We start from the raw sequence: 25,092 nt of genomic DNA, 5'->3' as shown, positions 1-25,092 counted from the left end.
TCAGCCGATCCTCTTTCTGGTGCTGCGTGCGGCGAGCACGAACATGACGCCGCCGATCGTCAGCATGACCGAGATTGCTCGACCGAACATTGGCCAGATGTCGCCGGCGAGAAACACCGTCTGCAGGCTAGGGATCAGGTAGCGGGCCGGCACGATCAGGGTGATCCACTGGATGATCTTGGGCATGGAGTTGATCTCGAACAGGAAGCCCGAGAGCAGGAAGGCCGGCAGGAAGGCGGAGATCAGCGCCAGCTGCGAGGCGAGAAACTGGTTCTTGGTTGCCGTCGAGATCAACAGGCCTTGCCCGAGCGCCGGGATCAGGAAGGCGGCCGACAGGGCATAAAGGCCGGCGACGGAGCCGCGGAACGGCACGCCGAAGAGAAAGACCGCAAGCAGTACACAGAGCGTCATCGAGGTGAGGCCGAGTAGAAAATAGGGCAGGATCTTGCCGGCAAGCAGCTCGACGGCCGTCACCGGCGTCGCCATCATTGCTTCCATCGTCCCGCGCTCCCATTCGCGAGCGACGACGAGCGAGGTCAGCAATGTGCCGACCAGCGTCATGACGATGGCGATCGAGCCCGGCACGAGGAAGTTGCGACTGGTCAGCTCCGGATTGAACCAGAAGCGCTGCTCGACCGCGATGGCGGGGCTATGGGAGGCGACGTCCGCCTGTCTCTGCTGTTCCCAGTTGGCAATGGCGCCTTGCGCGTAGTTTTGTACAAAATTCGCCGTGTTCGGATCGGAGCCGTCGACAATCACCTGGACCTCCGGGCGGTTGCCGGCGGTGTTGCGGGTGGTGAAATCGGCCGGAATGACGACGATGCCACGCACCTTTCCGATCACGAGATCTTCCTCGAACAGGCGGCGGTCACGGCCGATCACCACGTCGAAATAGCGCGAGGCGCGGAAGCTGGCCGCGAGGTCCTGGGTCAGCGGCGTCATCTCCTCGGTCACGAGGCCGATGCGGGTGCGCGTTGTATCCAGCGAGACGCCGTAGCCGAAGAGGAAGAGCAGAATCAGCGGCAACACGAAGGCGATGAGGATGCTGCTCGGGTCGCGGATCGCCTGGAAGCTTTCCTTGCGCACCAGAGCTGCAAGACGCCGGAGCCGGCCGGAGGAAATCCTCATGCTGCATCCTCCGCTTCCGATTGCTGCACCAGCGCGATGAAGGCGTCCTCCATCGTCGGGTCCGGCGCATCCTTTGTCGCGACACGTGCCTTCAACTCATCGGGAGAACCGAGCGCGATCGAACGGCCGCGGTAGATCAGCGAAATGCGGTCGCAATATTCCGCCTCGTCCATGAAATGGGTGGTGACGAGCACGGTGACACCCTTTTCGACCAAGCCGTTGATATGCGTCCAGAACTCGCGGCGAGTGATCGGATCGACGCCGGAGGTCGGTTCATCGAGGAAGAGGGCGCGCGGTTCGTGCATGACGGCGCAGGCAAGCGCCAGGCGTTGCTTGAGCCCGAGCGGCAGATCCTTGGCGGGTTCGTGGGCGTGGCGGCCGAAATCGAATATATCGGCCATCAGCTCTATGCGCTCGCGCCTTCGCTGCCCGCGAAGGCCATAGACGCCGGCGAAGAATTCCAGGTTCTGCATGACTGTAAGATCGCCGTAGAGCGAGAATTTCTGCGCCATATAGCCGAGCTGATTGCGTGCTTCGGCAGCGTCGCGGCGAAGATCGAAACCGGCGACGCGGCCTTCGCCGCCGGTCGGTTTCAACAGGCCGCAGAGCATCTTGAAGGTGGTGGACTTGCCGGCGCCGTTTGGCCCAAGCAGGCCGAAGATCTCGCCGCGGCGGATATCGAAGCTGATGTCGTCGGCGGCGGTGAAATCGCCGAAGCGCTTGGTCAGGCCCCTGGCCTCGATCACCGGGCGGTCGCCCTCGGCTTTCAGCGGCTCTTGCGCTTCGGCGAGCCGGGAGCGGCCGCCGGGGCCGCCGCCGAGCATATCGACGAAGGCGTCCTCGAAACGCGGTGGGGCAGGGGAAAGCGATGCGCCGTCGCCGGCCTTGCCGATATCGGGCGTCTTGCCACTGGCCGCGACGAGGCGGATCGCCTCGCCCTGAATCACGCCGTCGATGACCCCATCGGCCTGCAGGAGTTCGGCGAGAACCTGCCGACGGCGGCCAGTCACATTGGAGACCCGGAAGACGCGGTCGCTGACGCGCTCGGTCATTTCATCTGGTTTTCCCGAGAAGAGCAGTTTTCCCTGATTCAAGAGCAGCACGTGGTCGCAGGCTTCGGCCTCGTCGAGATAGGCGGTCGACCAGACCACGCCGATGCCTTCCCTGGTCAGGTTCTCGACCATCTTCCAGAGGTCGCGGCGCGAGATCGGATCGACGCCGACGCCCGGTTCGTCGAGCAGCAGCAGACGCGGCTTTTTTAGAAGCGCGCAGGCAAGGCCGAGCTTCTGTTTCATGCCGCCGGAGAGCTTTCCGGCGAGCCTGCCGGTGAAGCGCTTGAGGTCGGTGAAGGTCAGCAGCTCGTCGAAGGCGCCGGTGCGTTCGCTCCTCGGCAGGCCGCGCAAATCGGCATAGAGGTCGAGGTTTTCCTGCACCGAGAGATCCTCATAAAGACCGAAGCGCTGCGGCATGTAGCCGATCGCGGTCTGAATGCCGGCGGCGTTCTTTCTGGTGTCGAAGCCCAAAACTTCCATCGTTCCGGTGTCGGGCAGCATCAGGCCGGTCATCAGCCGGATCAGCGTCGTCTTGCCGGCGCCGTCGGGGCCAACGAGGCCGGTGATCGCGCCGCCGCCGATGACGCCGGAGACGGCGTTAAGGGCTGCAGGCGCACCGCCGAAGCGTTTGGTGACGCCGTCGATCCGAACGAGCGGCCTGGCGTCCCGACTGGATTCGGGGGCAGTCATTGTCCGCCTGCCGGCGGCGCGGACAGCCGCACGGTGACCGGCATGCCCTGCCGCAGGTCCGGGCCGGGTCTGTCGATGACGATCCTCAGGCGATAGACGAGATCCGTCCTCAGTTCAGGCGTTTCCACCGACTTCGGCGTGAATTCGGCGACCGGCGAGATGAAGCCGATGGTGCCTTCATAGGGCTTGTCGGGCGCAGTATCGGAGGCGACGGATACTTTCATGCCGGGGTGGATGCGGCCGAGATCGGGCTCGGCGACATAGCTGCGCACCCAGACCGGCTCTGTCAGGGAGAGCACGAAGACGGTATCGGACGGCGAGACGATCGCGCCGTTCTCCCGCACCCGCGAGAGGATGACGCCGTCGTTCGGAGCACGCAGTTCGGTGTCTGCGAGCGAGGTTCGGGCCGAGGCGAGTGTGGCCTCAGCGGCCTTCAGCTGGGCGTCGGCGGCGGCGATATCCTCGACGCGCGAGCCTTCCTGCAGCAGCTTCAGTGCCTCGCTGGCCGATTGCGAGCGGGCGGCGGCCATTGCCTTTGCGGCGGTCGCCTGGTCGAGGTTCGCTTCGGAAATCGTGCCCTGCGGGCGAAGCTGGCGGGCGCGGTCGTAAGCGAGGTTGGCATTCTGCAGATCCGCCAGGCTTTCGTCGTAGGCAGCTCGCGCCTGGGCGATCTCGGTCGGCCGCGGGCCAGCCTTCAGCTTGTCGAGCGTCGCGCGAAGGGCCGCGGCATTGGCCTCGCCGGAGCGGACGGCAAATTCATAGGGCGCAGCGTCGAGCTTCGCCAGGACCGTGCCGCTCTTGACGACATCGCCCTCGTCGACGCGCAGTTCGGAGAGGCGGCCGCTGACGCGGAAGCCGAGCGAGACCTGACGGATGTCGACATTACCGTAAAGGACGAATTCGCGCCGCGCCTCGGACAGCCAGCCGAACCGCTCGGGCAGGCCGTACCACCAGGCGGCGGCACCTGCCGCAAGGAGGAGAAGGATCGCGATAGGAAGGATGCGTTTCATGCTGCGCCTCCTTTCGGCGGGCCGATGACATCGACCAGTTCGGCAGCAAGGCCCCGCAAGATTTCCACCTGTTCCGGGCCGAAGGCGCCCCATTCCATCTGGGCGAGTACGGCAGCATGGGCGAAGCGGAAGATGAGGATGCTGCCGACGAGGTTGAAAGTGCGCAGGCGCACATGTTCGGACGCCGGATCTTCGCCAAGAATGGCGCCGACCAGGCGCCGACCCATTTCGATCATCGGCCTCATGATGCCCCGATAGACCCGCTTGAAAGCCTCTGTCGGCTCCATCTGCTCGCGGATGAGGAAGCGGGCCCAGGGTTCCGATTCCTTGGCGACGAAGAGCGTCACCATGGTCTGGAGAACTTCGGTCAGGAAGAGGCGGGCGTCGGCTTCACCGAGCGGCTCGCCGGCTGCGTCGAGCGCCATCAGATGCGCGCCGATGCGCGCCCTCATGCCGCTGACATGCGCATCGATCCTCATCATCAGATATTCGGCGGTGGCGATGTAGAGGCCTTCCTTGCTGCCGAAATAATAGGGGATCGCCTGCAGGTTGACGCCGGCGGCTTCGGTCAGCTGGCGTGTCGAGGCGCCATCGAAACCGTAGCGCCCGAACACGTCGAGCGCGGCGCTCAGCATCTTCTGGCGCGTGATCTCGGCACGGGCTGAAGCCGGCTGATTTGGATTGTCGCGTTCTCGGATCATGATATTTTATAGCGCCGCTAATGAAATAAGTCAATCGATTGATTATTTCCGCGGCGACCCTTCCGGTCGAGGACGCAAGCTGCGACTTTGCCCTACCCTGGATCAGGATGAATTCCACGCACGCGCTCTAAGATGCCAGGTGCCATTCTCAGCGGCTCTGAAAGCATATTGTTTCGCGTTATACGCTCATTTTTTGACACAAAACTGCCTTGCTCTTTCCGTATCGGCAGATCCATGCGTATTCAGATCTATATTATCGCGCTCTTGTTGAGCGCCATTATGTGGTCGATCTCGTTCGATGCGGCGCGAGAATCCTATCATGCCGCCCAAAGTGCGGGATTGATGCCGAACCTGCATATCAACAAGAAGCTGGATCGCATTCTCTAGACTGCGATCAGTGTCCCATCATGGACGATTTGCGGATGCCGCCGTCCAGCCGCCGGCCAAGGCATTTTCGTGCCTATCTGGAGGCCTTCCAAACAGAAAATCAAATTTCCTAAAATTTGATCGATCTGCTTAAAAGCCCTGCAAATACTGACGTGTAGAGTGTTCTCATGAAGGCGGCCGAAGCGTGGACAGACGCGTCGATCGCTTGGAGCCGGGCGAAACAAAAGCCCGCGATCCGAAAACGGGGACTTCGAGATGCAGAAAACTCTTGCCGCCATCACCCTGACTTTGGGCATTGCCGCGGCCGCCGGTCCGGCCTTCGCCATCGGGCCTGCGAGCCTCGCGCGCGACCTGATCTACACTTCCGCCATCGGCCATTCGCCTGAAATTCCTTTGACGACGCGCGCCGGTTTCGTGCGGCCGAGCGTTCCTCTCGTTCTGCGCGGCCCGGCTGCCGTCGAGGGTAGGGGTTCTCAGCTCAAGGCCTATTCGCAGAGCCTGAGCGTTGCCATCGGCTATGTATTCTCGACGGCGGTCGGTGCTGTGGAAGCAGTCACGCTTCTCCGTTAAAGCAACGCGCTTCAGGCATTCAGTTCGCGATGCACGTCGATATACCAGTCGACGAAGGCCTTGACGCCGACCTCCAATGTCGTGTCGGGCTTGTATCCCGTCAGTGCCACGAGCAGATCGGGGGCAGCGAAGGTGCGCGGCACGTCGCCCTTCTGCATCGCCAGCATCTTGCGGATGGCAGGACGGCCGAGCGCTTTTTCCACCGTCTCGACGAAATCCATCAGGCTGACGGGCTGACCGCCGCCGATATTGACGACGCGGAAGGGCGCCTGGCGCGAAAGCGTTTCGATCCCAGGGTCACCGAGCCGATTTTCCTCGCTCGGGGCAATTGCCGACAACCTGACGATCGCTTCGACGAGGTCATCGATATAGGTGAAGTCGCGGCTCATATTGCCTTCGCCGTAGATCTCGATCGGCTGGCCTTCGAGCATGTTCTTGGCGAATTTGAACAGCGCCATATCGGGCCGGCCCCATGGGCCATAAACGGTGAAGAAACGGAAGGCGGTCGTCGGAATCTTATGCAGATGGGCATAGCTGTGCGCCATCAGCTCCATCGATTTCTTCGTCGCGGCATAGATAGTCAGCGGTTCGTCGGCGCGATCGGTCTCGCGGAAAGGGACAGTCGCGTTGGCGCCATAGATCGAGGATGTCGAGGCCAGCATCAGATGGCGAACTTCAACCCGCCGGGCGATTTCCATGATATTCCAGGAGCCTTCGACGTTCGAATGTATATAGGCTTCGGGATTTTCCAGGCTGTAGCGGACTCCGGCTTGCGCGGCGAGATGGATCAGGATGTCAGGCGCGGCCGCGGAGACTGCCGCCTCCAGTGCCGGCCGGTCCTCAAGCATTGAGATGACAGGTCGGAAGGCCGGAAACTGGGAGAGTGCCGCATGACGCATCTCTTTGAGCTTGACATTGTAATAAGGCGTGAGGCCGTCGAAGCCCGTCACCTCATGCCCTTCCTGCAGCAGGCGCCTGGCCAGATGAAAACCGATAAAGCCGGCAGTGCCTGTAATGAAGTAGCGCATTCCCACCTTTTTCTCGGCTCCCTGCCGACGGCAAAAGCCGATTCCGTAAAATGGCACCCACTTACAGGATAAAAAGAGGCCGAGTCGATAGGCGTTTGAAAGATAGCACTTGATGTGAGGCCGCTGTCGTCGTCTCCGGACATTATGCTGCATTGCACCATAACAGCTTGCATGTTATGGGCGGCGGGTCGTCTTGAGCATGATGCCGAAAAAGGTTGAGCGGTTTTCGGGCGACATCCTGTTCAGGCGGAACCAGGGATTGATGAGAAACATAGTTTATTGGATTCTCTCTGCGTTTCTGACCCTGGCCATTGCGGTCGTGTCGCTGCGCTATCTCACGAATTTCTGGCTGCTCTCCTTCATCTACAGTTTTCAGATCCATCTCGGCCTCACATTCGCCGCCGTCAGCCTCGTCATCTTGGCTGTCAGAAGACATGCTTACGGCTTTGCCCTTCTGCTTGTCTCGCTGCTCCTAACGGCGCACGGCGCTATCATGCTACGTGAATTTGCGGAGGACGACAGGGGAACGGGAACGGTGCCGCTTTTCCGGCTGATGTCGTTCAACGTTGCGATCGATAACTGGAAAAATTCGACCGCCATCGCGGATATGGTGATCGCCTCGAATGCTGATGTCGTCAATCTGCTCGAAGCCAAGCCGCTGACGTTCCATCTGCAGCGATTGTTCAAGGTCTATCCGTATCATATCGGCTGCGACAACGGCAAAGACAGCTGCGATACGCTGGTGCTGTCCAAACGCCCGTTCGTGATCCGCCAGGTCGCGAGCATCGGCAGCTTGCGGAAAGACAGGCTGGTCGCAGCGAGCGTCGATTTCGGCGGGCAAACCGTCAATCTCGTATCGGCCCATCTGACCAAACCCTATTTCGACGATTACCAGATAGAAGAGTTGGAAGATCTCAGCAAAGCGCTTGATGCGATCTCAGGTCCTCTGGTGCTGTCCGGCGATTTCAATTCGTCGTCGATCGCCCCCAGCATTCAGGCTCTCCTGCGCAAGCAGAAACTGAAGACCATGGCGCCCGAACCGGCGACATGGCCGATCGCCGCCGGTCGGTTCGGTATCGCCATCGATCACATATTCGCGCGCGCGCCGCTTCATCTGACGTCGTTGAAATCCCTCGACGACAATCTCGGCTCCAACCATTCAGGCCTGATCGCCGAATTCGTCGTCGATAAGAGCGGCGAGACGGCGCCGGCACGGTAAACAGGCAAGATAAGCCGGGCCGAAATCAGAATCTGGTTCGGCCGCCCTTACGGTCGATCATCTGAAAATTCTTGCCGTCAGTCTTCACGTTGACGCAGTCGGTCGACTTGTCGGGAAACCGGACACAGACCTCGCCATTGTTGATCTTGTAGCCATTCTTGCTGCCCTCGCGATATTCATAGCCGTTGCTGCTTTCTTTCAGCTCCGACGTGCCGGGCAGATGCTGACGGATTTCCGCCTCGCTTGCGGCGCGCATGTTCGCCGTTTGGGCAAAGGAAATTGCCGGCAGCAGGATTGAAAGAAATCCGGCGAGGGCGGGCAGGGTACGCATCAGAGGACATCTCCCGTCAGGTCTGTCGGCTCATTCATTCTACGAGAATCCCGCAAGGGAATTCAACAGGGATGGTGGGCACGCCGGAAGCGCCGGCGGGCAAATCTGGCCCGCCGGCCGGCGCTTGGCTTACGTTCTTCCGAATTCGTCGACGATGCGGATGATATCGTCCTCGCCGAGATAGGAGCCCGTCTGAACTTCGATGAGTTCGAGGACGATCTTGCCGGGGTTGGCGAGACGATGGACTTCCCCGAGTGGGATGTAGACGCTTTCGTTCTCGCGCAGCATCTGCACATTGTCACCGATCGTCACCTCGGCCGTTCCCTTTACGACGACCCAGTGCTCAGAGCGATGGTGGTGTTTTTGCAGCGAAAGCTTCTTGCCCGGCGTGACGAAGATGCGCTTCACCTGAAAGCGGTCGCCGTTGAAGATAGAGGTATAGCCGCCCCACGGTCGGTACGATGTCGGATGCGTTTCGGCGAATTTTGCCGTCGCCGAGGAGGAGGCCAGCATCTTGACCAACTGCCCGACATTCTGGCTGTCCTTGAGCGGTCCGACATAGACGGCATCTTCGCTGGCGATGACGGCGACATCCTCCATGCCTTGGACGGCAAGGTGCACGCCATGCGTCATGACCAGCGAGTTGCGGGTGTTGACGACGGTCGTGTTGGCAGCGGCGACATTGCCGTTATCGTCGCGTTTGCCCGATTTCCAAACGGCATCCCAGCTTCCCATGTCCGACCACCGAAATGGCGAGGGGACGACCGCGGCCTTCGAGGTCTTTTCCATGACCGCATAATCGATCGATATATCCGGGCTCTTGGCGAAATGGTCGGCATCGAGGCGGGTGAAGTCGAGATCGCGGCTTGCCTTGGAAACAGCCTTGCTTGCAGCCTTCAGCACCTCGGGCGCATATTCCTGCAACTCGGCAAGAAGTTCCGTCACCGGGAACATGAAGATGCCCGAGTTCCAGTAGAAGCCGCCGTCGGCGAGCATCCGCTGGGCTTCGTCCAATATCGGCTTCTCGACGAAGCGGCTCACCTTGTGAGCGCCATTATCAAGTGCATCGCCGATCTCGATATAGCCATAACCCGTCGCCGGCTCGGTCGGGTTGATGCCGAAGGTGACGAGCCTGCCGTCGGCCGCCGCCTCGCGAGCGATGCGGATACAGTCGAAATAGCTCTTGTCGGCGAGGATTTCATGGTCTGAGGCGAGCATCTGGATGATAGTGCCCTTACCAAAGAGGTCAGCGGCAAGCGTCGCGGCGGCAGCGACCGCGGCGGCGGTGTTGCGGGCGACCGGTTCGAGCAAGACGGCGGCGAGCGGGATGGCAAGCTCGCGCGCCTGCTCGGCGACCAGAAAGCGGAACTCCTCATTGGTGACGACGATCGGAGCTTCATAGAGCTCGGCATCGGAAACGCGTTCGAGCGTTTCCTGAAACAGCGTCTTATTGCCGACGAACTGGATGAATTGTTTCGGCGCGGTCGCACGGGAAAGCGGCCAGAGCCGCGTGCCTTTGCCGCCGGCCATGATCACGGGAACGATTTTCTGCGTCATAGGCGGGTTCCTTGAGATAGACGACCTTAATGGTTGCATGTCAGCGGGCTGCTGCCCAGCCTCTTATTCTGTTGAGGCCGGCGTGCAGCAGGTCGAGAGCTGCAGGCTCGCTGCCGGCTTCCACGTAGCAGCGCATTTCCGGCGCATTGCCGGATGGGCGGAAATGGATGATCCGGCCGTCCGTCAGCGTCACCCGAAGCCCGTCAATATCGGATTTTGCCGCTACTGCGCCGATCGGCTGCAGGAAAGAACGGAGATTTTCATCCGAGGCGCGCAAGTATTGCATCAGCGCGGCGCTCGTCTCCACCGGGAAATTCTCCAGACGATCGGCAGCGGCGAAGGGCAGCTTATAGGAGGTCGCAATGGCAGAGAGCGGCTGCCTGCGAGCGGCCGCAAGCGACAGGACTGCGAGCATGGGAATAAAACAATCGCGCGTCGGCAGGGCGCGGACGTTCTGCCCGTTGACATCGAAAGGGCTGGCGGTCAGCAAGCCGCCATTGGCTTCGAAGCCCATGACGCGGTCATTGCCAGCGGCCACGGCCTCTTCCATGCCTGTTATGACGAAGGGAGAGCCGACACGGGTGCGCTTGACGGCGAAGGAGCCTGCGGCATCGATGCCGGAATTGGAGGTGACGGGCGTCACCACTGTGAGAGCTCCCAAGAAATTGGCTGCTATAAGGCCGAGGAGGTCGCCGCGCAGCGGCGCACCGGTTTCATCCGCGACAAGGGGGCGGTCGCCGTCGCCATCGGTCGAAACGATCGCATCGAGCTGGTGCTCGGACACCCAGCGTTTCATCAGCGTGATCGTCTCGTCGGACACGGCTTCGGTGTCGACGGGAATGAAACTCTCCGACCGTCCGAGAGCGATGATCTCGGCGCCGTAATGGGTGAGAACGTCGACCATCAGGTCGCGCGCGACGGTGCTGTGCTGATAGATGCCGATCTTCAAGCCCGACAGCGCGCCTTTTGGAAGCAGCATGGCATTGCGTTCGAAAAAGAGCTGGCGGCAGATCGCTTCATGCTCTTCCATCTTGGCCGGTCCCACGACCGGCGCTTGGCCGCTCCGCTCGATTTCGGCTGCCTCGGCAGTAATGGCTGCCTCGTCCGATTTGTCGATTTCGCCGTCCGGGCGATAAAATTTGATGCCGTTGCGGTCCGCCGGGATGTGCGAGCCCGTAACCATCAGGCACGCAGCCTTGCGTTCGAGGCCATAAAGGGCAAGGGCCGGTGTCGGCACATTGCCGCAATCGAAGATCCGGAAGCCGAGCGCTGTCAGCGCGCCTGCGCAATTCGCCGAGATCTCAGGGCTTGAATCGCGAAAGTCGCGGCCGATCAGAATAACGTCGCCCGCCTGCGCCCTGCCGGTCCGCAGCAGATATTTGCCGAACGCGGCAGCGTAAAGGGCGGAAGCGCGTCCCTTGAGATCTACTGAAAGTCCGCGAAGGCCGCTCGTGCCGAATTTCATGTGAAGACATGCCCCCGATTGTCACAATAGGTTCTACTCACCCCGCCAGTCGGCGTAAATACCGAAGCGGGCATAATAGTAAACACCGACGATGACGTCTCGAAGAAGCTCTGCAGCCCGCTGCCGACTTTCGATGGGCTGAAGCCGCCGCGAGAGCGCAGGCATTGCGACATCAGCCTATTTTGTTAGAACCGTATGTCCGTTGTTTCGTCCTATGCCGAAGGGTTCCTGATGAGCGATACATCCGTCAGTCTCGATGAGAGCTGGAAGGCCGCGTTGGCAGGGGAGTTTTCAAGCCCCTATATGCAACAACTTAAATCCTTCCTCACTGCGCAGAAACAAGTGGGCAAGCGGATCTTCCCGAAGGGCAGCGAATATTTCCGCGCTCTTGATCTGACGCCGATTGCCAACGTCAAGGCCGTCATCCTCGGACAGGATCCCTATCACGGACTTGGGCAGGCTCATGGACTATGCTTCAGCGTCCGACCCGGCGTGCGCATACCGCCCTCGCTCGTCAATATCTACAAGGAGATGGAGACGGATCTCGGCATAACCCCAGCGCGCCATGGCTTTCTCGAACATTGGGCAAGGCAGGGCGTGCTCCTGCTGAACAGCGTGCTGACAGTCGAGGAGGGCCAAGCGGCGGCCCATCAGGGCAAGGGGTGGGAGCGCTTCACCGATGCCATTATCGGCAAAGTCAATGATGAATGCGAATCCGTCGTCTTCATGCTCTGGGGCTCCTATGCCCAGCGCAAGGCCGCCTTTGTCGATACGGCGCGGCATCTGGTGCTCAAGGCGCCGCATCCCTCGCCGCTTTCGGCCCATAACGGCTTCTTTGGCTGCAAACATTTTTCCAAGGCGAATGCCTTCCTCCAGTCCCGCGGGCGGGCGCCGGTCGACTGGCAATTGCCGGCAGATCCTCACGGCGCCTGAAGTGAACGCGCCCCGTTCTTCGTTCACTAATAATAGACAATGCGTTTTGATCTCGGGGTCTGTTCCGGAGGCCGGGTGAGGCGCATTTATGATCCATCAAAAGCCCCCGCGAACGGCGGGCAAGAAAGGGGTCTCACATGCTCGATCAGATCAAGGGTCTGCACCACGTCACGTCGATGGCGGAGGACGCCCGCACCAACAACCAGTTTTTCACCCATGCGCTCGGCCTGCGTCGCGTCAAGAAGACTGTCAATTTCGACGCGCCTGATGTCTACCACCTCTACTACGGTGATGAGACCGGTGCGCCCGGCACGATCATGACCTATTTCCCGTTCCCGAAGATGGCGCAGGGCCGGCCCGGAACCGGGGAGGTCGGCACGACGGTATTTTCTGTCCCGCAAGACTCGCTCGGCTTCTGGAGCGACCGCTTCGCCACGCTTGGTCTCGGCGGCCTGAAGGCTGAGGAAAGCTTCGGCGAAAAGCGTCTGAACTTCTCCGGGCCGGATGGCGACGGCTTCGCGCTCGTCGAGGTCAAGGACGATGACCGCGAGCCGTGGACGCATGGCGGGATCGGCGAGGATCACGCTATTCGCGGCTTTCACTCCGTTGCCTTGCGGCTGAGGGATGAAGGCGCCACCGCCGAACTGCTGAAGTTCATGGGCTACGAAGTCGCCGAGGAAAGGGACGGGGTCAAACGGCTGATCAGGCCCGGCGGCAACGGCGCGCACCTTATCGACCTTGAAACCATGCCGAACATTGCCCGCGCGCTTCCCGGCGCCGGCTCCGTCCACCATGTCGCCTTTGCCGTCGAAAATCGCGAAAAGCAGCTCGAAGTGCGCAAGGCGCTGATGGATACGGGCTATCAGGTCACGCCGGTGATCGACCGGGATTATTTCTGGGCGATCTATTTCCGCACGCCGGGCGGTGTTTTGTTCGAGGTCGCGACCAACGAGCCCGGCTTCGACCGTGACGAGGACACGGCTCATCTCGGCGAAGCGCTGAAGCTGCCGCAGCAGCACGCTCATCTTCGCGCCTTGCTCGAGCAGCATCTGCAGCCGCTCGAAGCGTAGGAGGGCGATATGACCGAAACCGGATATGTGCACCGGCTGCATGCCGGTGCACCTGACAAACCTATTCTGCTCGTGCTGCATGGCACCGGCGGCGACGAAAACCAATTCTTCGATTTCGGCCGACGGCTGTTGCCCGAAGCAACGATTCTTTCGCCGCGCGGCGATGTTTCCGAATATGGCGCGGCGCGGTTTTTCCGCCGCACCGGGGAAGGGGTCTACGACATGTCCGACCTCTCACGTGCGACGGAGAAGATGGCGGCCTACGTCAAGGCGTTTGCCGATGAATACGGCGCTTCCCAGATTCTCGGCCTGGGTTTTTCGAACGGCGCAAATATTCTGGCCAATGTGCTGATCGAAAAGGGCATATTCGACGCGGCGGTTTTGATGCATCCGCTCATTCCGTTTCAGCCCGAGGCCCGGTCGACGCTCGCGGGAAGAAAGGTGCTGGTGACAGCCGGGCAGCGGGATCCCATCGCTCCGGTCGCGATGACCCAGGCACTGTCTGCGCACCTGGAGGGCCGGGGCGCGGAGGTCAGGACGGTCTGGCATGCCGGTGGGCACGAGATCGCGCCATCGGAGATCAATGCGGTTGGCGACTTCCTCGGCGGCTATTGATCTGTGCCAGCACAGTGGCCAAGACATTGAGCGGGACCGGCGAATGCCGGCCCCGCATCGTTGCTGAAACGACGATCATGTCGTCGTTGATCGACAAATTATCTGAAGCGCGCCGCGATCTTTCAGATCCGCTCCTTGCGCATGTCGTTGCCGCGACATGCTTAGGGGCGATGAGGATATTTGCCTCTTATTGCCTTCATGTAAAAATTCCCCGGTGATTCTGCCATCGTCAAACCGACGACGACGCCTTTGGGAACACCTTCATATTCTCGTCTCTGGCCGTTGGTCAGATAGACCCGTAGATGCCGGCTGTCTTCGTCGTAGCTGATCGCCTCGATAAGTTTCGAATCAACCGCAGTTTCCACTTTGCACCCCGCAGTTTTGGATCTGAGATTCCTGATCAAGAATTGTCATTCACGCTCGCAGCGCACCATATTTAAGCGGCGTCGCAGGGTCGTCAAGCGTGATCTGCTTTAACGTTCATTTTTTCCCAACGCCTCTCGCTATAGTTGATTTATACAGCTTTTTCGAGGGCTTCGCCTGTGGAAACCCGGCGGTTTCGAGTTCTCCCAGCTTTGGAAATGTTGGATGACACAGCTGAAGGTGAAAGAATCGATCCAATAGACATAAGCTTAACCGGCAGTTAACCGTCATGTACTAAAATACAACCTAATATTAATCGCGATGTCTTCTCAACTATGGATAAGTACACAACGCCGTTCTCCGCGGCAGCCGTTTTGCTATCGCTGGCGAGCTGCGGCGCTTCGCACCCAGGTGAAGATCACGCCGGAGACCCTTGCGCTTTCAATCGGGAGCGACAAGGATGGCCAATCCTCATCGCTTGATGTGTTGGACGCGCAGCGTTCTGTCGCGGCCGCCCAGGCGAGCCTGGTGCAGGCGGTTCAGCAAACGGTGAAGGATCATGTCGTTCTGAATATGGCAACAGGTTGCGGCTACATTGTCGACGCCGCGATCAGGCCAACTTCTTATGAACACTGTGATTCGTGCCGTTGCAGCGATAGATGGGAAATCGATCAACCCGCCACGCGGCCGGGTCTCATAAATGGGTTACATGTCTAATTATCTAGGACGGTGGCGACAACAGATACCGATATTGGCCGGCAACCGTAAGCAGCGCGCTCGGCTGAGCTTTGCCGAAGGCGACTTCGCTGCGGTCTACGCGATGAGCGATGTTCACGGATGTTACGACGAGCTCGTCGAGGTGCATCGCCGCATCGAGGAGGACGCAGCAGGCATTCAGGGACCGAAACTCATCGTCATGCTCGGCGATTATGTCGATCGTGGACCCGATTCGAGCGCAGTTCTGGAGTTCCTGAGCAAGAACCCGCCGCCAGGGTTTCAGCGCTTGGTTCTTTGCGGCAATCACGATGCCGAGCTGGTGAAGCTCTATCGCAAACCGGCGGGCATTCTCGAATGGCTGGGTTTCGCCGGGACGGAGACGCTGCACTCCTACGGCATCGATATCGAGCATCTCCTGCAGTCGGCGGCGGGAAACGAAACGATCGCCCGCGTCATTCGCAATATGATACCCGAGCGGCATATCCAGTTCCTGGAATCGCTGCCGATCATGCTGCGGATAGGCAGGGTGGTGTTTGTGCATGCAGGCGTCAGACCCGGCGTCGATCTCAAGAAACAAAAAGACAGCGACCTCATGTGGATCCGGCAGCCCTTCCTGGACGACGGGCCGCAGCTTCCTGTTCTCGTGATCCACGGACATACTCCGGGGCGAGCCCCGACATTCGGTCCGCAACGCATCGGCATCGACACCGCCGTTTCGGCGACGGGACGGCTGACCGTACTGACGATCAAGGGGACGCGGGTAGGGCTGCTTTAGAGCCTTCGGATGCAAAAAGGACGCGCTGACCTCTGAAACTCCGTGTCGTGCTTTCCGAAAATCGATTCCGGCCCTCAAGCCGATGCGCTGGGCGAAGAGAGCGTGGCGCATGCTCCAAAGATAAACGCCGCGGGATTGTGCCCGCGGCGTCAGAAGATTCACAGAGTTGCCAGGCGCTATCAGGCGTCCTGATAAAGATTGGTGCCGATACCGGTATAGGTAAAGCCGTGTTTGCGGATCTCGTCGCTGCGGTAGATGTTACGCAGATCGACCAGGACCGGAGCGCGCATCGACTGCTTCAGGCGATTGAAATCGAGGGCGCGGAACTGGTTCCATTCGGTGACGATGACGAGGGCATCGGCGTGGGCAGCGGCTTCGTAAGGGCCGTTCGCATATTCGATGTTCTCGATGACCTTGCGGGCATTGTCCATACCCTCGGGATCATAGCCAACGACCTGGGCGCCGGCGTCCTGCAGCGTCTGGATAATGGCGATGGCCGGGCTGTCGCGCATGTCGTCGGTGTTCGGCTTGAAGGTCAGTCCGAGGATGGCGACTTTCTTGCCGCGAATGTCTCCGCCGACGGCCGAAATGACCTTGCGGCCCATCGCCCGCTTGCGGTTGTCGTTGATCGAGATCGTCGTTTCGATCAGACGGACCGGTGCGTCATAATCCTGCGCCGTCTTGGCAAGGGCAAGCGTATCCTTGGGGAAGCACGAACCGCCGTACCCCGGACCGGCGTGCAGGAACTTGGAGCCGATACGGCCGTCGAGGCCGATGCCGCGCGAAACGTCCTGGACGTTTGCGTCGACCCTTTCGCAGAGATCGGCGATCTCGTTGATGAAGGTGATCTTCATGGCCAGGAAGGCGTTGGCCGCATATTTGATGAGCTCGGAGGTGCGGCGGCTCGTGAAGACCAGGGGAGCCTGGTTGAGGTAGAGCGGACGATAGACTTCGGTCATGGTCTCGCGTGCCCGGTCGTCATTCAGTCCGACGACGATCCGATCAGGACGCTTGAAATCCTCGATCGCCGCGCCCTCGCGCAGGAATTCGGGATTGGAGACGACGGCGACGTCAGCCGAAGGATTGGTTTCCCGCACGATGCGCTCAACCTCATCGCCGGTGCCGACCGGCACCGTCGACTTGGTGACGATGACGGTGAAGCCTTCCACATAGGTGGCAATCTCGCGCGCAGCGGCATAGACGTAGGAGAGATCGGCATGGCCGTCGCCGCGACGGGACGGCGTGCCGACCGCGATGAACACGACGTCGGCGCCACGAACGCTTTCGCCGACATCCGTCGAAAACGACAAGCGGCCGGTGCTGGTGTTTTCAGCAACCAATTGATCGAGACCCGGCTCGTAGATCGGAATACGGCCCTCGCGAAGGGCCTCGATCTTGCTCAGATCCTTGTCGACGCAGATGACGTCGTGGCCGAAATCCGCAAAGCAAACGCCTGAAACGAGGCCGACATAGCCTGATCCAATCATCGTGATGCGCATATTTCCCTCAAATCATTAGAGTAGAACGTCATGCTGCGTCGCAGCATGACGCTCGTCATACTGAATCTGGGCCAAAAGACAATATCGAAGATCGCTTAATACCCACATCGGAAGTCGCATTGAGGGTGCCGCTGTTTGCTGCCGGGCACCCGCTCGACAGCAAAAACATAGGTTTATGTGGGCAATATGACAAGCCGAGCCGTTCGTGAGAGCCGGCTCGACTTCAATCCTGGAATGAGACGGATTGCTCTATCGGCTGCTTCGGCTGCTACAGCCGGTACCAGACGTACGGGTCCGTTCCCGATTGGATCTTGTCCCAGCGCAGATCTGTATCGCGCCAGTTCTTGATGCTGCTTTGCCTGTTGTCGAGCACCAGGTCGCCCTTGTCGGTTCTGACCACGAGGACGGCGTGCCCTTCGCCGGAGGGTGTATAGGCCGTTGCGATCCGCAAGGCGCGCGATGACCAGCCCATCGCGATCAGCCGGCTGCGCTTGGTCAATGCAAAATCTTCGCAGTCGCCGCTGCGCACATTCACCTTCCAGACATCGCCATTCAGTTCGTTGCGGGAATCGTTGCGGCCGATCATAGTATGATTGACGGTGTTGTTCACATTCTTCAGCTGCAGCATTTCCTTGTCCGTCAGTGCGATGACCGACAGTCCGTTGTTGTCGCGGCATTCGGCAGGGTTCTGGGCGCAGAACAGCACCTGGGCAAAGGGCGGAACGATCTTTCCTTTTTCGGCGATATAGCTGACCTCCGAATCGCTGGTCAGGCCGCGGGCGAAACCTGCGGGGCCGGCCGCGAATGCAGAGCAGGCATTCCCCGCTGTAAATGCCAGTGCCAGAAGTGTAACGAAGGTTTTCTTCATCTCTTAATCCCCGTCAGGGCAAGCGATTGAGATCAGGCTTGCCTTTTGGCTCAGTCAATGGCATGGCGACTTAGTGATCTGCCAAGTATTGGGCACAGAACGTCTGTCCCGTTTCTGCTGCTTGAAGGAGCATAAGCGGGGTCCTGTCTCGATTGGCTTAAGCCATTCGCGACAATTTTAACGATGTGGAATTCTGTTGCACTTTAACACGCAAGCGCTTGATCTGCAACTTATGTTAGTACGAGTATATTAACCGTAATGGTTGTGATTGCCTCGTTTTGGCTGCTGGTGAGTGAAGTCAAATGTTATCCAGCCTCATCAACAGGCAGGTCTTGCGGGAGGCGATTCTCGTTGCCTTCATCGGCCTGGTGATATTGACGCTCATTCCTTTTGGAAGTGTCACACCTTTGCCCTTCGCCTTCGCCGCAATCGGAATGTTTGCTCTCGCCATCGTTTCGGTATTGCTGTTTGCGGAGCCAAGACAAAGCAGGTGGGTGTTCAAGATCGCCTTGCTTTTGCTCGTCATGCTGACGAGCTGGACATTTATTCAAACGATCGAACTGCCGGACAATTGGCTGGCAAACCCCGCCTGGGGCGCTGCGCGCGATCTGGCGGGCGTCCAATATGCGGCGATCTCCGTCGAACCGGCGGACACGCTTGCCTCGATACTGTGGGTGGCCCTGCCTTTCGTGACCTTTCTGACCGGACTTATCTTGTGCGATACCGATCAACGAGCGCGGAAAGTGCTGACCAGCCTGGGGCTCGCGGCGGGGGGCATCGCCGTTTTCGGCCTGCTGCAATTTTCGATGTTTCCCAACATTCTGATCGTCATAGAAAAACACGCCTACCTCGACAGCCTGACAGCCGTCTTCGTCAACCGCAATACCGCTGCGACCTTCCTCGGGTTGGGAACGTTGCTCATGCTGACGCTGGTCAGGGACATTGCCCGTTCCTATTCAATTCACCCGCCCGGCGAGCCAGGCCGAAACCTTCTGCTCTTGAGAACGTGGATCTATGTTCTGCTCCTGTGCGCATGTTTCACCGCTTTGATGCTGAGCCGATCACGCGCCGGAATATTCGCGACCTTTATTGCCGCGCTCATCTATTTTCCCTGGCTTGTCATCAATTGGAACAGCTCGAGGCGATATTTAACACCGGCGCCGAAATGGCGCTCGGTATTGAAGCTTCTCTCGGCGGTCATTTTCATCGTCCTGTTGCTGAGCATGTTTGCAGGGCAGGCGATTTTGCGCGCGCAGGAGCGGCGGCTCGAGGATGATGATCGTTTCTGTATTCTGCCGGGCATATGGCGTGCCATTTCGGATCATTGGTTAACCGGAACGGGCCTTGGAACCTTCCGCACCGTGTTTTCTGCCTACCGCGATCCGGCCTGCGGCATCTTCGGGATCTTTGACCGCGCACATAATTTCTATCTGGAAGGATTTCTGGGGCTGGGGGTTACGTTTCCGGTTGCGACGTTTCTTACTTTCGCAGTGCTTGCGAAGGTTTTCTGGCGCGGGCTCTCCGAGCGGCGGCGCCTGAGGCACTATGTTCTGCTCGGAATAGCGGCGACGGTTCTGGTCGCCCTTCATGCCGCGGTCGATTTTTCGCTGCAAATCCCTGGTTTCGCGGTATTTTTCTCCGCATTCCTGAGCGCCGTTGTTGCGATCAGCCTCGGCCGCAGTCACGGCGAAACGGATCGCCAATATGTGTGACCGGTCAGCACACAAAGGTTTAAATGAATGGAATTTATGAAGGTTTTTCGAAAATACCGATTGATTGAGGGCTGCGGGTTGACTCTTAAACGCAAGAAATTTTATAGCGGACGCAGCCTTTAGATTATTGCCGGCGTCAGAGAGCCGGGCTGAGGCCGTTCGTTTGCTGAAGTGCTCGGCGTTGCCGGGCTGCCACAGTTAGAGAATGATAAACGGCATTCGGTAATTATTGATCAGGGATTGTCTTGTAATTTGTCCGATTGCGGAGCAGTAGCTTCAAGGGCGTCAACACGGGTTATTCTATGGGTTGTTTTCCTGTCGGTAGTACACGCGTCGCCATTGTTGTAGCGCTAACGAGTATATTGGCAAGCTGCACGTCCTTGCCAAGATCCGGTCCAGATCACAAAGATGTCGATCGAGGGGCGGCGGTAAAGGTAACAACGAAGGAGCGTCGCGTCGGTATCGACTACGCCCTGGTTGATCTCAGCAAGAACGTCCTGTCCTATTTCACCTCTCCGCAGCCGACCTCCTTCAAGGGTTTTGGCGGTGGTCGTGGCGGTGCGCCTGAAATTCCGCTCGGTTATGGCGATGTCGTCGAGGTTGCGATTTTCGAAGCGCAGTCCGGCGGTCTCTTCATTCCCTCCGACGCCGGTAGCCGGCCCGGCAATTATATCTCTCTGCCGGCGCAGACCATCGATAGAAACGGGACGATCACGATCCCTTATGCGGGTCGTGTTCCGGCTGCCGGTCGCCTGAAGGAGACCGTCGAGCAGGATGTCGAAGATCGTCTGGCCAGCCGCGCAATCGAGCCGCAGGTTGTTATCACCACGACGACCAACCGCTCCAGTCAGGTAGCCGTGCTCGGTGATGTCAACAATCCTCAGCGCGTTCAGATCAGTCCGGCCGGTGAGCGCATTCTCGACGTCATTTCCGCCGCGGGTGGTTTGACGACCAATAACATCGAAACGAATGTGACGCTGCAGCGCCGCGGCAGAACGGCGACCGTCGCCTACAATACGCTGTTGAAAAACCCGGCGGAGAATATCTATGTCGCGCCGGATGATACGATTTCGGTCGATCACGAGCGCCGTACGTTCTTGGCGCTCGGCGCCGCCGGCACCAGCGGCCGGTTCGATTTCGAAGAGTCGGATCTGACCCTCGGGGAGGCCATCGCCAAGGCGGGTGGCCTGCGCGACGACCGTGCGGATCCGGCCCAGGTCCTGCTCTATCGCCTTGTCCCGAGGAAGACGCTTGCGGCGATGCATGTAGATACGACGCGGTTTGCGGGCGATACGGTTCCGGTGATTATCCGCGTCAATCTTCGTGATCCGGCAACCCTGTTTGCCGCTCAGCAATTCAAGATGGAAGACAAGGATATTATCTATGTTTCCAATTCGGACTCTATCGAATTGGTCAAGTTCCTTGACATCGTAAACTCGGTATCGTCCACTGTTGCCGGCGTGACGGACGACGCACGCGATACCCGTAGTGCGGTGCGAGAGCTCGGGCGTTAATTGAGGAAATGGCCGGCGCCGATCGCAAACGATCGACGCTGGCCTGTTTCCGATAGCGGATTTGATGAAGGAAGCCACTTTTATGGCAAGGTTTAGTGTTCATCGTAAACTTGCATATAGCGGAATTGCCGCGGCAATTTTTGTCGGCATGACTTCGAGCGCCTTTGCGGCTGCTTGCCTGGGTCCTGCAAATCTCACACCCGCAGACGTCGGCGGATTTACCGCCAATCCCGCCGTTCTGCTCGACGTGTCCGATCCCCTGGTTCTGTCATCGCGTGTTCGAGCGCTGGTAGGGAGCAGTAACGACGCTCTATTGCCGGTACTCGAGCAGGCCAAGAAGGCCAATGCCGCACAGATGGCGGCGATCGGATCCGGCCTCGGGCGAGCCGCAAACAGTTGCCAAGTCTCGGATCCGCAGTTCAAACTGGCGATCGAAAAAGCTGTTGCCGAGGCGGCCAGCGCCGATCCCAATCTTGCGCCGCTGCTGACAGCCTTTGCAAAGGTTCTGGCTGAAGGCGGGACGGCGGCGCTCGGTCCGGGCACAGGTGCGCCAGCCGCAGCATCCGGTATCGGCAACACTGGTTCAATCGGGCAGACAGGTCCGGGGTCGGATGACGGTACGCCGTTTGACGGCAGCACCACGACTGCCGGCACGCTGAGGGTTTCGGATACGAACGATGAGGACAGCTCGTCCACGAGTTCGACGACCTCGACGACGATAGTCGTCAGCGCGGGAGGAGCGGGGCAGTCGTCCTCTGATACGACGGAGTCGACCAGTCAGAGCATCCCCGTCACACAATAGCTGGAATTGCCTGTAGATCTTAGCGCTTGACGCCTTTGTTGGAGATCGAAATTGCTGTCACCAGATAAACTTACGCCGCGTATCGACGCTTCCCGCGATACGGGAAACGAAGCTGATTTCATCGATTTCGACAAGCTTATCGCAATTGTTCGCCGGCAGTGGCGGATCGTAGCGGTGTGCGCTTTCGCCTTTGCCATTCTTGGTGTCGTCTATGTCCTGACTGCGGTGCCGGTCTACACAGCCGAGACCAAAGTGCTGATCGACCGCAGTGACAATCAGATGATCAACCAATTGGCGGCTTTCGGCCAGCTGGACGATGACGAGGGCACGGTCCTCAGCCAAGTCGAGCTGTTGAAGTCCGATGCGATCGCCTATGCGGTTGTCGACAAGCTGAAACTTGTCGATGATCCGGTGTTCACGGCACAGAAGAACTCACTTTTTTCTGTCGCAACGCTGAAATCTCTGCTGAATTTTCGCTCCTGGTTTGCCGACGACGGGGCCGTTGCTCCCGATGCGGAAATGAAGCGGCGATGGGCTGCGGAAACGGTCGCTGGAAATATCGACGTCGAGCGTGTCGGCAAATCCTACGTCCTCGACCTCAGCTATACCTCGCAGTCGCCGGATCTGGCGCGAGAAATCGCCGCCGCCATCGCCGATGTTTATCTGGTCGATAAGCTCAATTCGAAATATGAGGCGACACGCCGGGCCGGCGAGTGGCTGCAGGAGCGGATCGAAGAACTCCGGCAGCAGGCGCTGGACACCGACCTCGCAGTGCAGAAATTCCGCAGCGAGCATGGGCTTGTCGAGGCAGGATCGGGCACCTTGCTCAGTGAGCAGCAGCTTTCCGAGCTGAACAGCCAGTTGATCAAGGCTCAGGCCGAAACGGCGCAGGCGGAGGCGAAATATACCCGCATCAAGTCGATCATCGAAGCCAAGCAGACCGATGCGATCGTGACCGATGTGCTCGACAGCTCGATTTCAAACGACCTTCGCAAGAAATATCTGGAAGCTTCGAAGCTCGAGGCTGAGATCGAGGCGCGGCTTGGTCCCGACCACGTTCAGGCAGTCCGGCTCCGTGCGGAGATGGCCGAATACGAACGGCTTATGTTCGACGAGCTGAATCGTATCGCCGAGAGCTATCAGAGCGAGCTCACGGTTGCGCAATCCCGCGAAAAATCGCTGCGTGACAGCGTTGATAAGGCAACGGGTGTGGCCGCAACGGCGGGCGAGACGCAGGTGCAGCTCCGCGAGCTCGAGCGGACGCGGGATACTTATAAGAACCTCTATCAAAGCTTCCTGGCGCGTTATCAAGAAGCGATCCAGCAGCAGAGCTTCCCAATCACCGCCGCACGTATCATCACGACTGCGGAGACGCCGACGAAGCCGAGCGCGCCGAAAAGAAGCCTCGTCATCGCTTTCGCCATGTTCCTGGGATGCGCGTTCGGTAGCGGCATTGGAGCTTTCCGTGAATTCCGCGATCGCTTCTTCCGCACCGGTGATGATGTCAAGGATATGCTCGACGTCGAATCTCTTGGCGTGATGCCGCTGATTGAGAACAACGTCGATGATCCGACGCTCGTCGATCCGGGGAACCCGCGGAGCATCGCCAGAGGCGGCAAGACCACGACCTATGTCGAGGAGCATCCGCTGTCGGCATTCGCTGAGACGCTTCGCAGCGCAAAAATCGCGATCGATATCAGTGCCTCCGATCAGCGCTGCAAAGTTATCGGTGTGGTTTCGAGCTTGCCCGGTGAAGGCAAGTCGACGACCGCCATCAATTTTGCCAAGCTTTTGGCCATGCAAGGGGCACGGTGCCTGCTTATCGACGCCGATATGCGCAATCCGGGAGCGACGCGGGCCATCGGCCGCCACGCGGAAGCCGGCTTGCTTGAAGCCATCGTCGACAATCGCCCGCTGAAGGATCTCATTCTCCTTGACCCCAAAACAAAGCTCGCATTCCTGCCGACCGTGGCGCGGTATCGCGTTCCGCATTCGTCGGAGCTGCTTGCGTCGCGCGGTATGGATCAGCTTCTCGAGTTTGCGCGTCAAAGTTTCGATTACATCATCGTCGACTTGCCTCCTCTGGCTCCGGTGGTGGATGCACGCGCCATTAACCCGAAGCTCGACGCGGTCGTGTTCGTGATCGAGTGGGGCAAGACTTCGCGGAAGGTGGTTCAGTCGACGCTGTTGTCCGAACCGGACCTCTATACGAAGTGCGTCGGCGCCATATTGACCAAGGTCGATCCGGCGCAGATGAAGCTCTACCGGACGTTCGGTTCCAGCGAGTATTATTATAAGCGCTATTCGCGATACTATACCGAAAGCTGATGCTCGGCATTCGGCATGTTTCGCGCACGAGAATCGTTTTCCTCATCGTCGCCGTGGTCTTTACGGTGCTGGCCGGCCGAGAACTCTATGCTTCGATAAGGACGGCCAGCATTTCGCTCGTCGCCGAGAGGATAGAACGCGGCGAAACTGTCGCGAACGACGTCACGGCCAGATATGCGGCGCGTACTGTCGAGGTGGTCGAAGGGCACTATTGCCGATCTGACATCGTCGCCGCCGGTGTCACGCTCATTCTGACGCAGCTCGATCGACAGAATGTCAATGTCAACTACGACGCTTGGGCCGCAGCGGCATCAAATGCGCGTCAATATTTGCGGCATGCCCTCTCGTGCATGCCGACGAACAGCAACTTTTGGCTTCGACTTGCGGCCGTGCAGTCGAAAATCGCAGAAGAGCCGGTCTCTATTGCGGAAATGATGAAGCGTTCGGTCGTGCTCGCGCCCCACGATCAAGGAATGATTTTGTCGCGGTTTTATTTCTGGAACGATTTTACCAGCGCAACCCTTTCCGCTGCAAAGATTGCGCTTGATAGCGATCTCACCACAATACTGAAACTCGGGGATCGCTGCATGGTCAATGCCGCGATAAAGAAGGTCAACCCGCAGCTCCGCCCGATCTTCGATCGAACTTGGGCGAGCGTAGGAGAGGGGGCGACAGCGCGGTTTCGACAGCGCTGTGGCAGATAATCGTTCTCCGCCATTCCTGAAGAACGTAGTAAGCTTAAGCTGTCTAAACCCGCA

23 protein-coding genes and 1 pseudogene are annotated in these 25,092 nt (G+C 59.3%); 13 read left to right on the top strand and 11 right to left on the bottom strand.

Annotated elements, in window-relative coordinates; genetic code table 11:
* From Tal182_RS17755 to Tal182_RS17740, 4 genes are read right to left on the bottom strand one after another with little or no spacing between them, the layout of a single operon-like run.
* Positions 1-1,128, bottom strand: a complete 1,128-nt coding sequence (locus tag Tal182_RS17755; protein ID WP_085860268.1) for an ABC transporter permease — start codon at positions 1,126-1,128, stop codon at positions 1-3.
* Positions 1,125-2,870, bottom strand: a complete 1,746-nt coding sequence (locus Tal182_RS17750) for an ATP-binding cassette domain-containing protein (RefSeq protein WP_085860267.1) — start codon at positions 2,868-2,870, stop codon at positions 1,125-1,127. Before Tal182_RS17750 ends, Tal182_RS17755 begins: the two co-directional genes overlap by 4 nt.
* Positions 2,867-3,880: a secretion protein HlyD gene (gene hlyD, locus Tal182_RS17745; RefSeq protein WP_085860266.1), complete on the bottom strand. Its 1,014-nt coding sequence runs from the start codon at positions 3,878-3,880 to the stop codon at positions 2,867-2,869. The genes Tal182_RS17750 and hlyD overlap by 4 nt, the downstream gene beginning before the upstream one ends.
* Complete coding sequence (locus Tal182_RS17740) at positions 3,877-4,581, bottom strand: CerR family C-terminal domain-containing protein (protein ID WP_085860265.1); 705 nt, start codon at positions 4,579-4,581, stop codon at positions 3,877-3,879. Before Tal182_RS17740 ends, hlyD begins: the two co-directional genes overlap by 4 nt.
* A gap of 234 nt (positions 4,582-4,815) precedes the next feature.
* Here Tal182_RS17740 and Tal182_RS32325 point away from each other — a divergent pair, with 234 nt between their 5' ends.
* Complete coding sequence (locus tag Tal182_RS32325) at positions 4,816-4,968, top strand: hypothetical protein (protein ID WP_009988813.1); 153 nt, start codon at positions 4,816-4,818, stop codon at positions 4,966-4,968.
* A 255-nt stretch (positions 4,969-5,223) separates the two neighbouring features.
* Positions 5,224-5,538, top strand: a complete 315-nt coding sequence (locus Tal182_RS17735; protein ID WP_064804439.1) for a hypothetical protein — start codon at positions 5,224-5,226, stop codon at positions 5,536-5,538.
* Positions 5,539-5,549: 11 nt separating this feature from the next.
* Here Tal182_RS17735 and Tal182_RS17730 read toward each other — a convergent pair whose 3' ends face one another.
* Positions 5,550-6,566: an NAD-dependent epimerase/dehydratase family protein gene (locus Tal182_RS17730; RefSeq protein ID WP_064811135.1), complete on the bottom strand. Its 1,017-nt coding sequence runs from the start codon at positions 6,564-6,566 to the stop codon at positions 5,550-5,552.
* A 262-nt stretch (positions 6,567-6,828) separates the two neighbouring features.
* On the opposite strand from Tal182_RS17730, the gene Tal182_RS17725 reads away from it, so the two are divergent.
* Positions 6,829-7,785: an endonuclease/exonuclease/phosphatase family protein gene (locus Tal182_RS17725; RefSeq protein WP_085860264.1), complete on the top strand. Its 957-nt coding sequence runs from the start codon at positions 6,829-6,831 to the stop codon at positions 7,783-7,785.
* Between the two features lie 25 nt (positions 7,786-7,810).
* Here the strand turns inward: Tal182_RS17725 and Tal182_RS17720 are convergent, their stop codons facing one another.
* From Tal182_RS17720 to Tal182_RS17710, 3 genes are all read right to left on the bottom strand, one after another.
* Positions 7,811-8,116, bottom strand: coding sequence for a hypothetical protein (locus Tal182_RS17720; RefSeq protein WP_085860263.1), 306 nt, complete (start codon positions 8,114-8,116; stop codon positions 7,811-7,813).
* A gap of 129 nt (positions 8,117-8,245) precedes the next feature.
* Complete coding sequence (locus Tal182_RS17715) at positions 8,246-9,673, bottom strand: mannose-1-phosphate guanylyltransferase/mannose-6-phosphate isomerase (protein ID WP_085860262.1); 1,428 nt, start codon at positions 9,671-9,673, stop codon at positions 8,246-8,248.
* A gap of 40 nt (positions 9,674-9,713) precedes the next feature.
* The gene (locus Tal182_RS17710; protein WP_085860261.1) at positions 9,714-11,138 is read right to left on the bottom strand and encodes a phosphomannomutase; all 1,425 of its coding nucleotides are present in this window, start codon (positions 11,136-11,138) and stop codon (positions 9,714-9,716) included.
* 231 nt (positions 11,139-11,369) lie between these two features.
* On the opposite strand from Tal182_RS17710, the gene ung reads away from it, so the two are divergent.
* The 3 genes from ung to Tal182_RS17695 all read left to right on the top strand — a co-directional run bounded on the left by ung (position 11,370) and on the right by Tal182_RS17695 (position 13,756).
* Positions 11,370-12,071, top strand: coding sequence for a uracil-DNA glycosylase (ung, locus tag Tal182_RS17705; RefSeq protein ID WP_085860977.1), 702 nt, complete (start codon positions 11,370-11,372; stop codon positions 12,069-12,071).
* Between the two features lie 137 nt (positions 12,072-12,208).
* Positions 12,209-13,141, top strand: a complete 933-nt coding sequence (locus tag Tal182_RS17700; protein WP_085860260.1) for a VOC family protein — start codon at positions 12,209-12,211, stop codon at positions 13,139-13,141.
* 9 nt (positions 13,142-13,150) lie between these two features.
* Positions 13,151-13,756: an alpha/beta hydrolase gene (locus Tal182_RS17695; RefSeq protein ID WP_085860259.1), complete on the top strand. Its 606-nt coding sequence runs from the start codon at positions 13,151-13,153 to the stop codon at positions 13,754-13,756.
* A 161-nt stretch (positions 13,757-13,917) separates the two neighbouring features.
* On the opposite strand, the gene Tal182_RS17690 is transcribed toward Tal182_RS17695, so the two are convergent.
* A complete protein-coding gene (locus tag Tal182_RS17690; RefSeq protein ID WP_064804427.1) occupies positions 13,918-14,160 on the bottom strand; it encodes a KTSC domain-containing protein in 243 nt (80 codons plus the stop codon).
* Between the two features lie 352 nt (positions 14,161-14,512).
* Between Tal182_RS17690 and Tal182_RS32780 the strand changes: the two are divergent.
* Positions 14,513-14,713, top strand: a pseudogene (locus Tal182_RS32780) (hypothetical protein); the annotation flags it as partial.
* Positions 14,714-14,819: 106 nt separating this feature from the next.
* Positions 14,820-15,611: a metallophosphoesterase family protein gene (locus Tal182_RS17675; RefSeq protein WP_085860257.1), complete on the top strand. Its 792-nt coding sequence runs from the start codon at positions 14,820-14,822 to the stop codon at positions 15,609-15,611.
* Between the two features lie 179 nt (positions 15,612-15,790).
* Here Tal182_RS17675 and Tal182_RS17670 read toward each other — a convergent pair whose 3' ends face one another.
* Positions 15,791-17,110: a UDP-glucose/GDP-mannose dehydrogenase family protein gene (locus Tal182_RS17670; RefSeq protein ID WP_064804423.1), complete on the bottom strand. Its 1,320-nt coding sequence runs from the start codon at positions 17,108-17,110 to the stop codon at positions 15,791-15,793.
* Between the two features lie 268 nt (positions 17,111-17,378).
* Positions 17,379-17,978 carry a transglutaminase-like cysteine peptidase gene (locus tag Tal182_RS17665; protein WP_085860256.1) on the bottom strand — a complete coding sequence of 200 codons (600 nt, stop codon included), beginning with the start codon at positions 17,976-17,978 and terminating at the stop codon, positions 17,379-17,381.
* Positions 17,979-18,280: 302 nt separating this feature from the next.
* Between Tal182_RS17665 and Tal182_RS17660 the strand changes: the two genes are divergently transcribed.
* The 5 genes from Tal182_RS17660 to Tal182_RS17640 all read left to right on the top strand — a co-directional run bounded on the left by Tal182_RS17660 (position 18,281) and on the right by Tal182_RS17640 (position 25,038).
* Complete coding sequence (locus tag Tal182_RS17660; RefSeq protein WP_085860255.1) at positions 18,281-19,690, top strand: O-antigen ligase family protein; 1,410 nt, start codon at positions 18,281-18,283, stop codon at positions 19,688-19,690.
* 302 nt (positions 19,691-19,992) lie between these two features.
* On the top strand, positions 19,993-21,204 hold the full coding sequence (locus Tal182_RS17655; protein WP_064804417.1) for a polysaccharide biosynthesis/export family protein: 1,212 nt from the start codon (positions 19,993-19,995) through the stop codon (positions 21,202-21,204).
* A gap of 82 nt (positions 21,205-21,286) precedes the next feature.
* Complete coding sequence (locus tag Tal182_RS17650; protein ID WP_085860254.1) at positions 21,287-22,006, top strand: sugar transporter; 720 nt, start codon at positions 21,287-21,289, stop codon at positions 22,004-22,006.
* 51 nt (positions 22,007-22,057) lie between these two features.
* Positions 22,058-24,334: a polysaccharide biosynthesis tyrosine autokinase gene (locus Tal182_RS17645; RefSeq protein WP_064804415.1), complete on the top strand. Its 2,277-nt coding sequence runs from the start codon at positions 22,058-22,060 to the stop codon at positions 24,332-24,334.
* Positions 24,334-25,038: a hypothetical protein gene (locus Tal182_RS17640; RefSeq protein WP_085860253.1), complete on the top strand. Its 705-nt coding sequence runs from the start codon at positions 24,334-24,336 to the stop codon at positions 25,036-25,038. Before Tal182_RS17645 ends, Tal182_RS17640 begins: the two co-directional genes overlap by 1 nt.
* Positions 25,039-25,092 lie beyond the last annotated feature (54 nt).

It is taken from the genome of Rhizobium sp. TAL182, from assembly GCF_002117725.1.
In the GTDB taxonomy this organism is placed as follows: Bacteria; Pseudomonadota; Alphaproteobacteria; order Rhizobiales; family Rhizobiaceae; genus Rhizobium; species Rhizobium esperanzae.
This window is presented reverse-complemented; position numbering and strand designations above follow the sequence as displayed.

What these genes read in the sequence shown, in the direction of transcription:
- Tal182_RS17755 (WP_085860268.1), bottom strand. Translation starts at nt 1,128, where the DNA reads ATGAGGATTTCCTCCGGCCGGCTCCGGCGTCTTGCAGCTCTGGTGCGC.
- Tal182_RS17750 (WP_085860267.1), bottom strand. Translation starts at nt 2,870, where the DNA reads ATGACTGCCCCCGAATCCAGTCGGGACGCCAGGCCGCTCGTTCGGATC.
- hlyD (WP_085860266.1), bottom strand. Translation starts at nt 3,880, where the DNA reads ATGAAACGCATCCTTCCTATCGCGATCCTTCTCCTCCTTGCGGCAGGT.
- Tal182_RS17740 (WP_085860265.1), bottom strand. Translation starts at nt 4,581, where the DNA reads ATGATCCGAGAACGCGACAATCCAAATCAGCCGGCTTCAGCCCGTGCC.
- Tal182_RS32325 (WP_009988813.1), top strand. Translation starts at nt 4,816, where the DNA reads ATGCGTATTCAGATCTATATTATCGCGCTCTTGTTGAGCGCCATTATG.
- Tal182_RS17735 (WP_064804439.1), top strand. Translation starts at nt 5,224, where the DNA reads ATGCAGAAAACTCTTGCCGCCATCACCCTGACTTTGGGCATTGCCGCG.
- Tal182_RS17730 (WP_064811135.1), bottom strand. Translation starts at nt 6,566, where the DNA reads ATGCGCTACTTCATTACAGGCACTGCCGGCTTTATCGGTTTTCATCTG.
- Tal182_RS17725 (WP_085860264.1), top strand. Translation starts at nt 6,829, where the DNA reads ATGAGAAACATAGTTTATTGGATTCTCTCTGCGTTTCTGACCCTGGCC.
- Tal182_RS17720 (WP_085860263.1), bottom strand. Translation starts at nt 8,116, where the DNA reads ATGCGTACCCTGCCCGCCCTCGCCGGATTTCTTTCAATCCTGCTGCCG.
- Tal182_RS17715 (WP_085860262.1), bottom strand. Translation starts at nt 9,673, where the DNA reads ATGACGCAGAAAATCGTTCCCGTGATCATGGCCGGCGGCAAAGGCACG.
- Tal182_RS17710 (WP_085860261.1), bottom strand. Translation starts at nt 11,138, where the DNA reads ATGAAATTCGGCACGAGCGGCCTTCGCGGACTTTCAGTAGATCTCAAG.
- ung (WP_085860977.1), top strand. Translation starts at nt 11,370, where the DNA reads ATGAGCGATACATCCGTCAGTCTCGATGAGAGCTGGAAGGCCGCGTTG.
- Tal182_RS17700 (WP_085860260.1), top strand. Translation starts at nt 12,209, where the DNA reads ATGCTCGATCAGATCAAGGGTCTGCACCACGTCACGTCGATGGCGGAG.
- Tal182_RS17695 (WP_085860259.1), top strand. Translation starts at nt 13,151, where the DNA reads ATGACCGAAACCGGATATGTGCACCGGCTGCATGCCGGTGCACCTGAC.
- Tal182_RS17675 (WP_085860257.1), top strand. Translation starts at nt 14,820, where the DNA reads ATGGGTTACATGTCTAATTATCTAGGACGGTGGCGACAACAGATACCG.
- Tal182_RS17670 (WP_064804423.1), bottom strand. Translation starts at nt 17,110, where the DNA reads ATGCGCATCACGATGATTGGATCAGGCTATGTCGGCCTCGTTTCAGGC.
- Tal182_RS17665 (WP_085860256.1), bottom strand. Translation starts at nt 17,978, where the DNA reads ATGAAGAAAACCTTCGTTACACTTCTGGCACTGGCATTTACAGCGGGG.
- Tal182_RS17660 (WP_085860255.1), top strand. Translation starts at nt 18,281, where the DNA reads ATGTTATCCAGCCTCATCAACAGGCAGGTCTTGCGGGAGGCGATTCTC.
- Tal182_RS17655 (WP_064804417.1), top strand. Translation starts at nt 19,993, where the DNA reads ATGGGTTGTTTTCCTGTCGGTAGTACACGCGTCGCCATTGTTGTAGCG.
- Tal182_RS17650 (WP_085860254.1), top strand. Translation starts at nt 21,287, where the DNA reads ATGGCAAGGTTTAGTGTTCATCGTAAACTTGCATATAGCGGAATTGCC.
- Tal182_RS17640 (WP_085860253.1), top strand. Translation starts at nt 24,334, where the DNA reads ATGCTCGGCATTCGGCATGTTTCGCGCACGAGAATCGTTTTCCTCATC.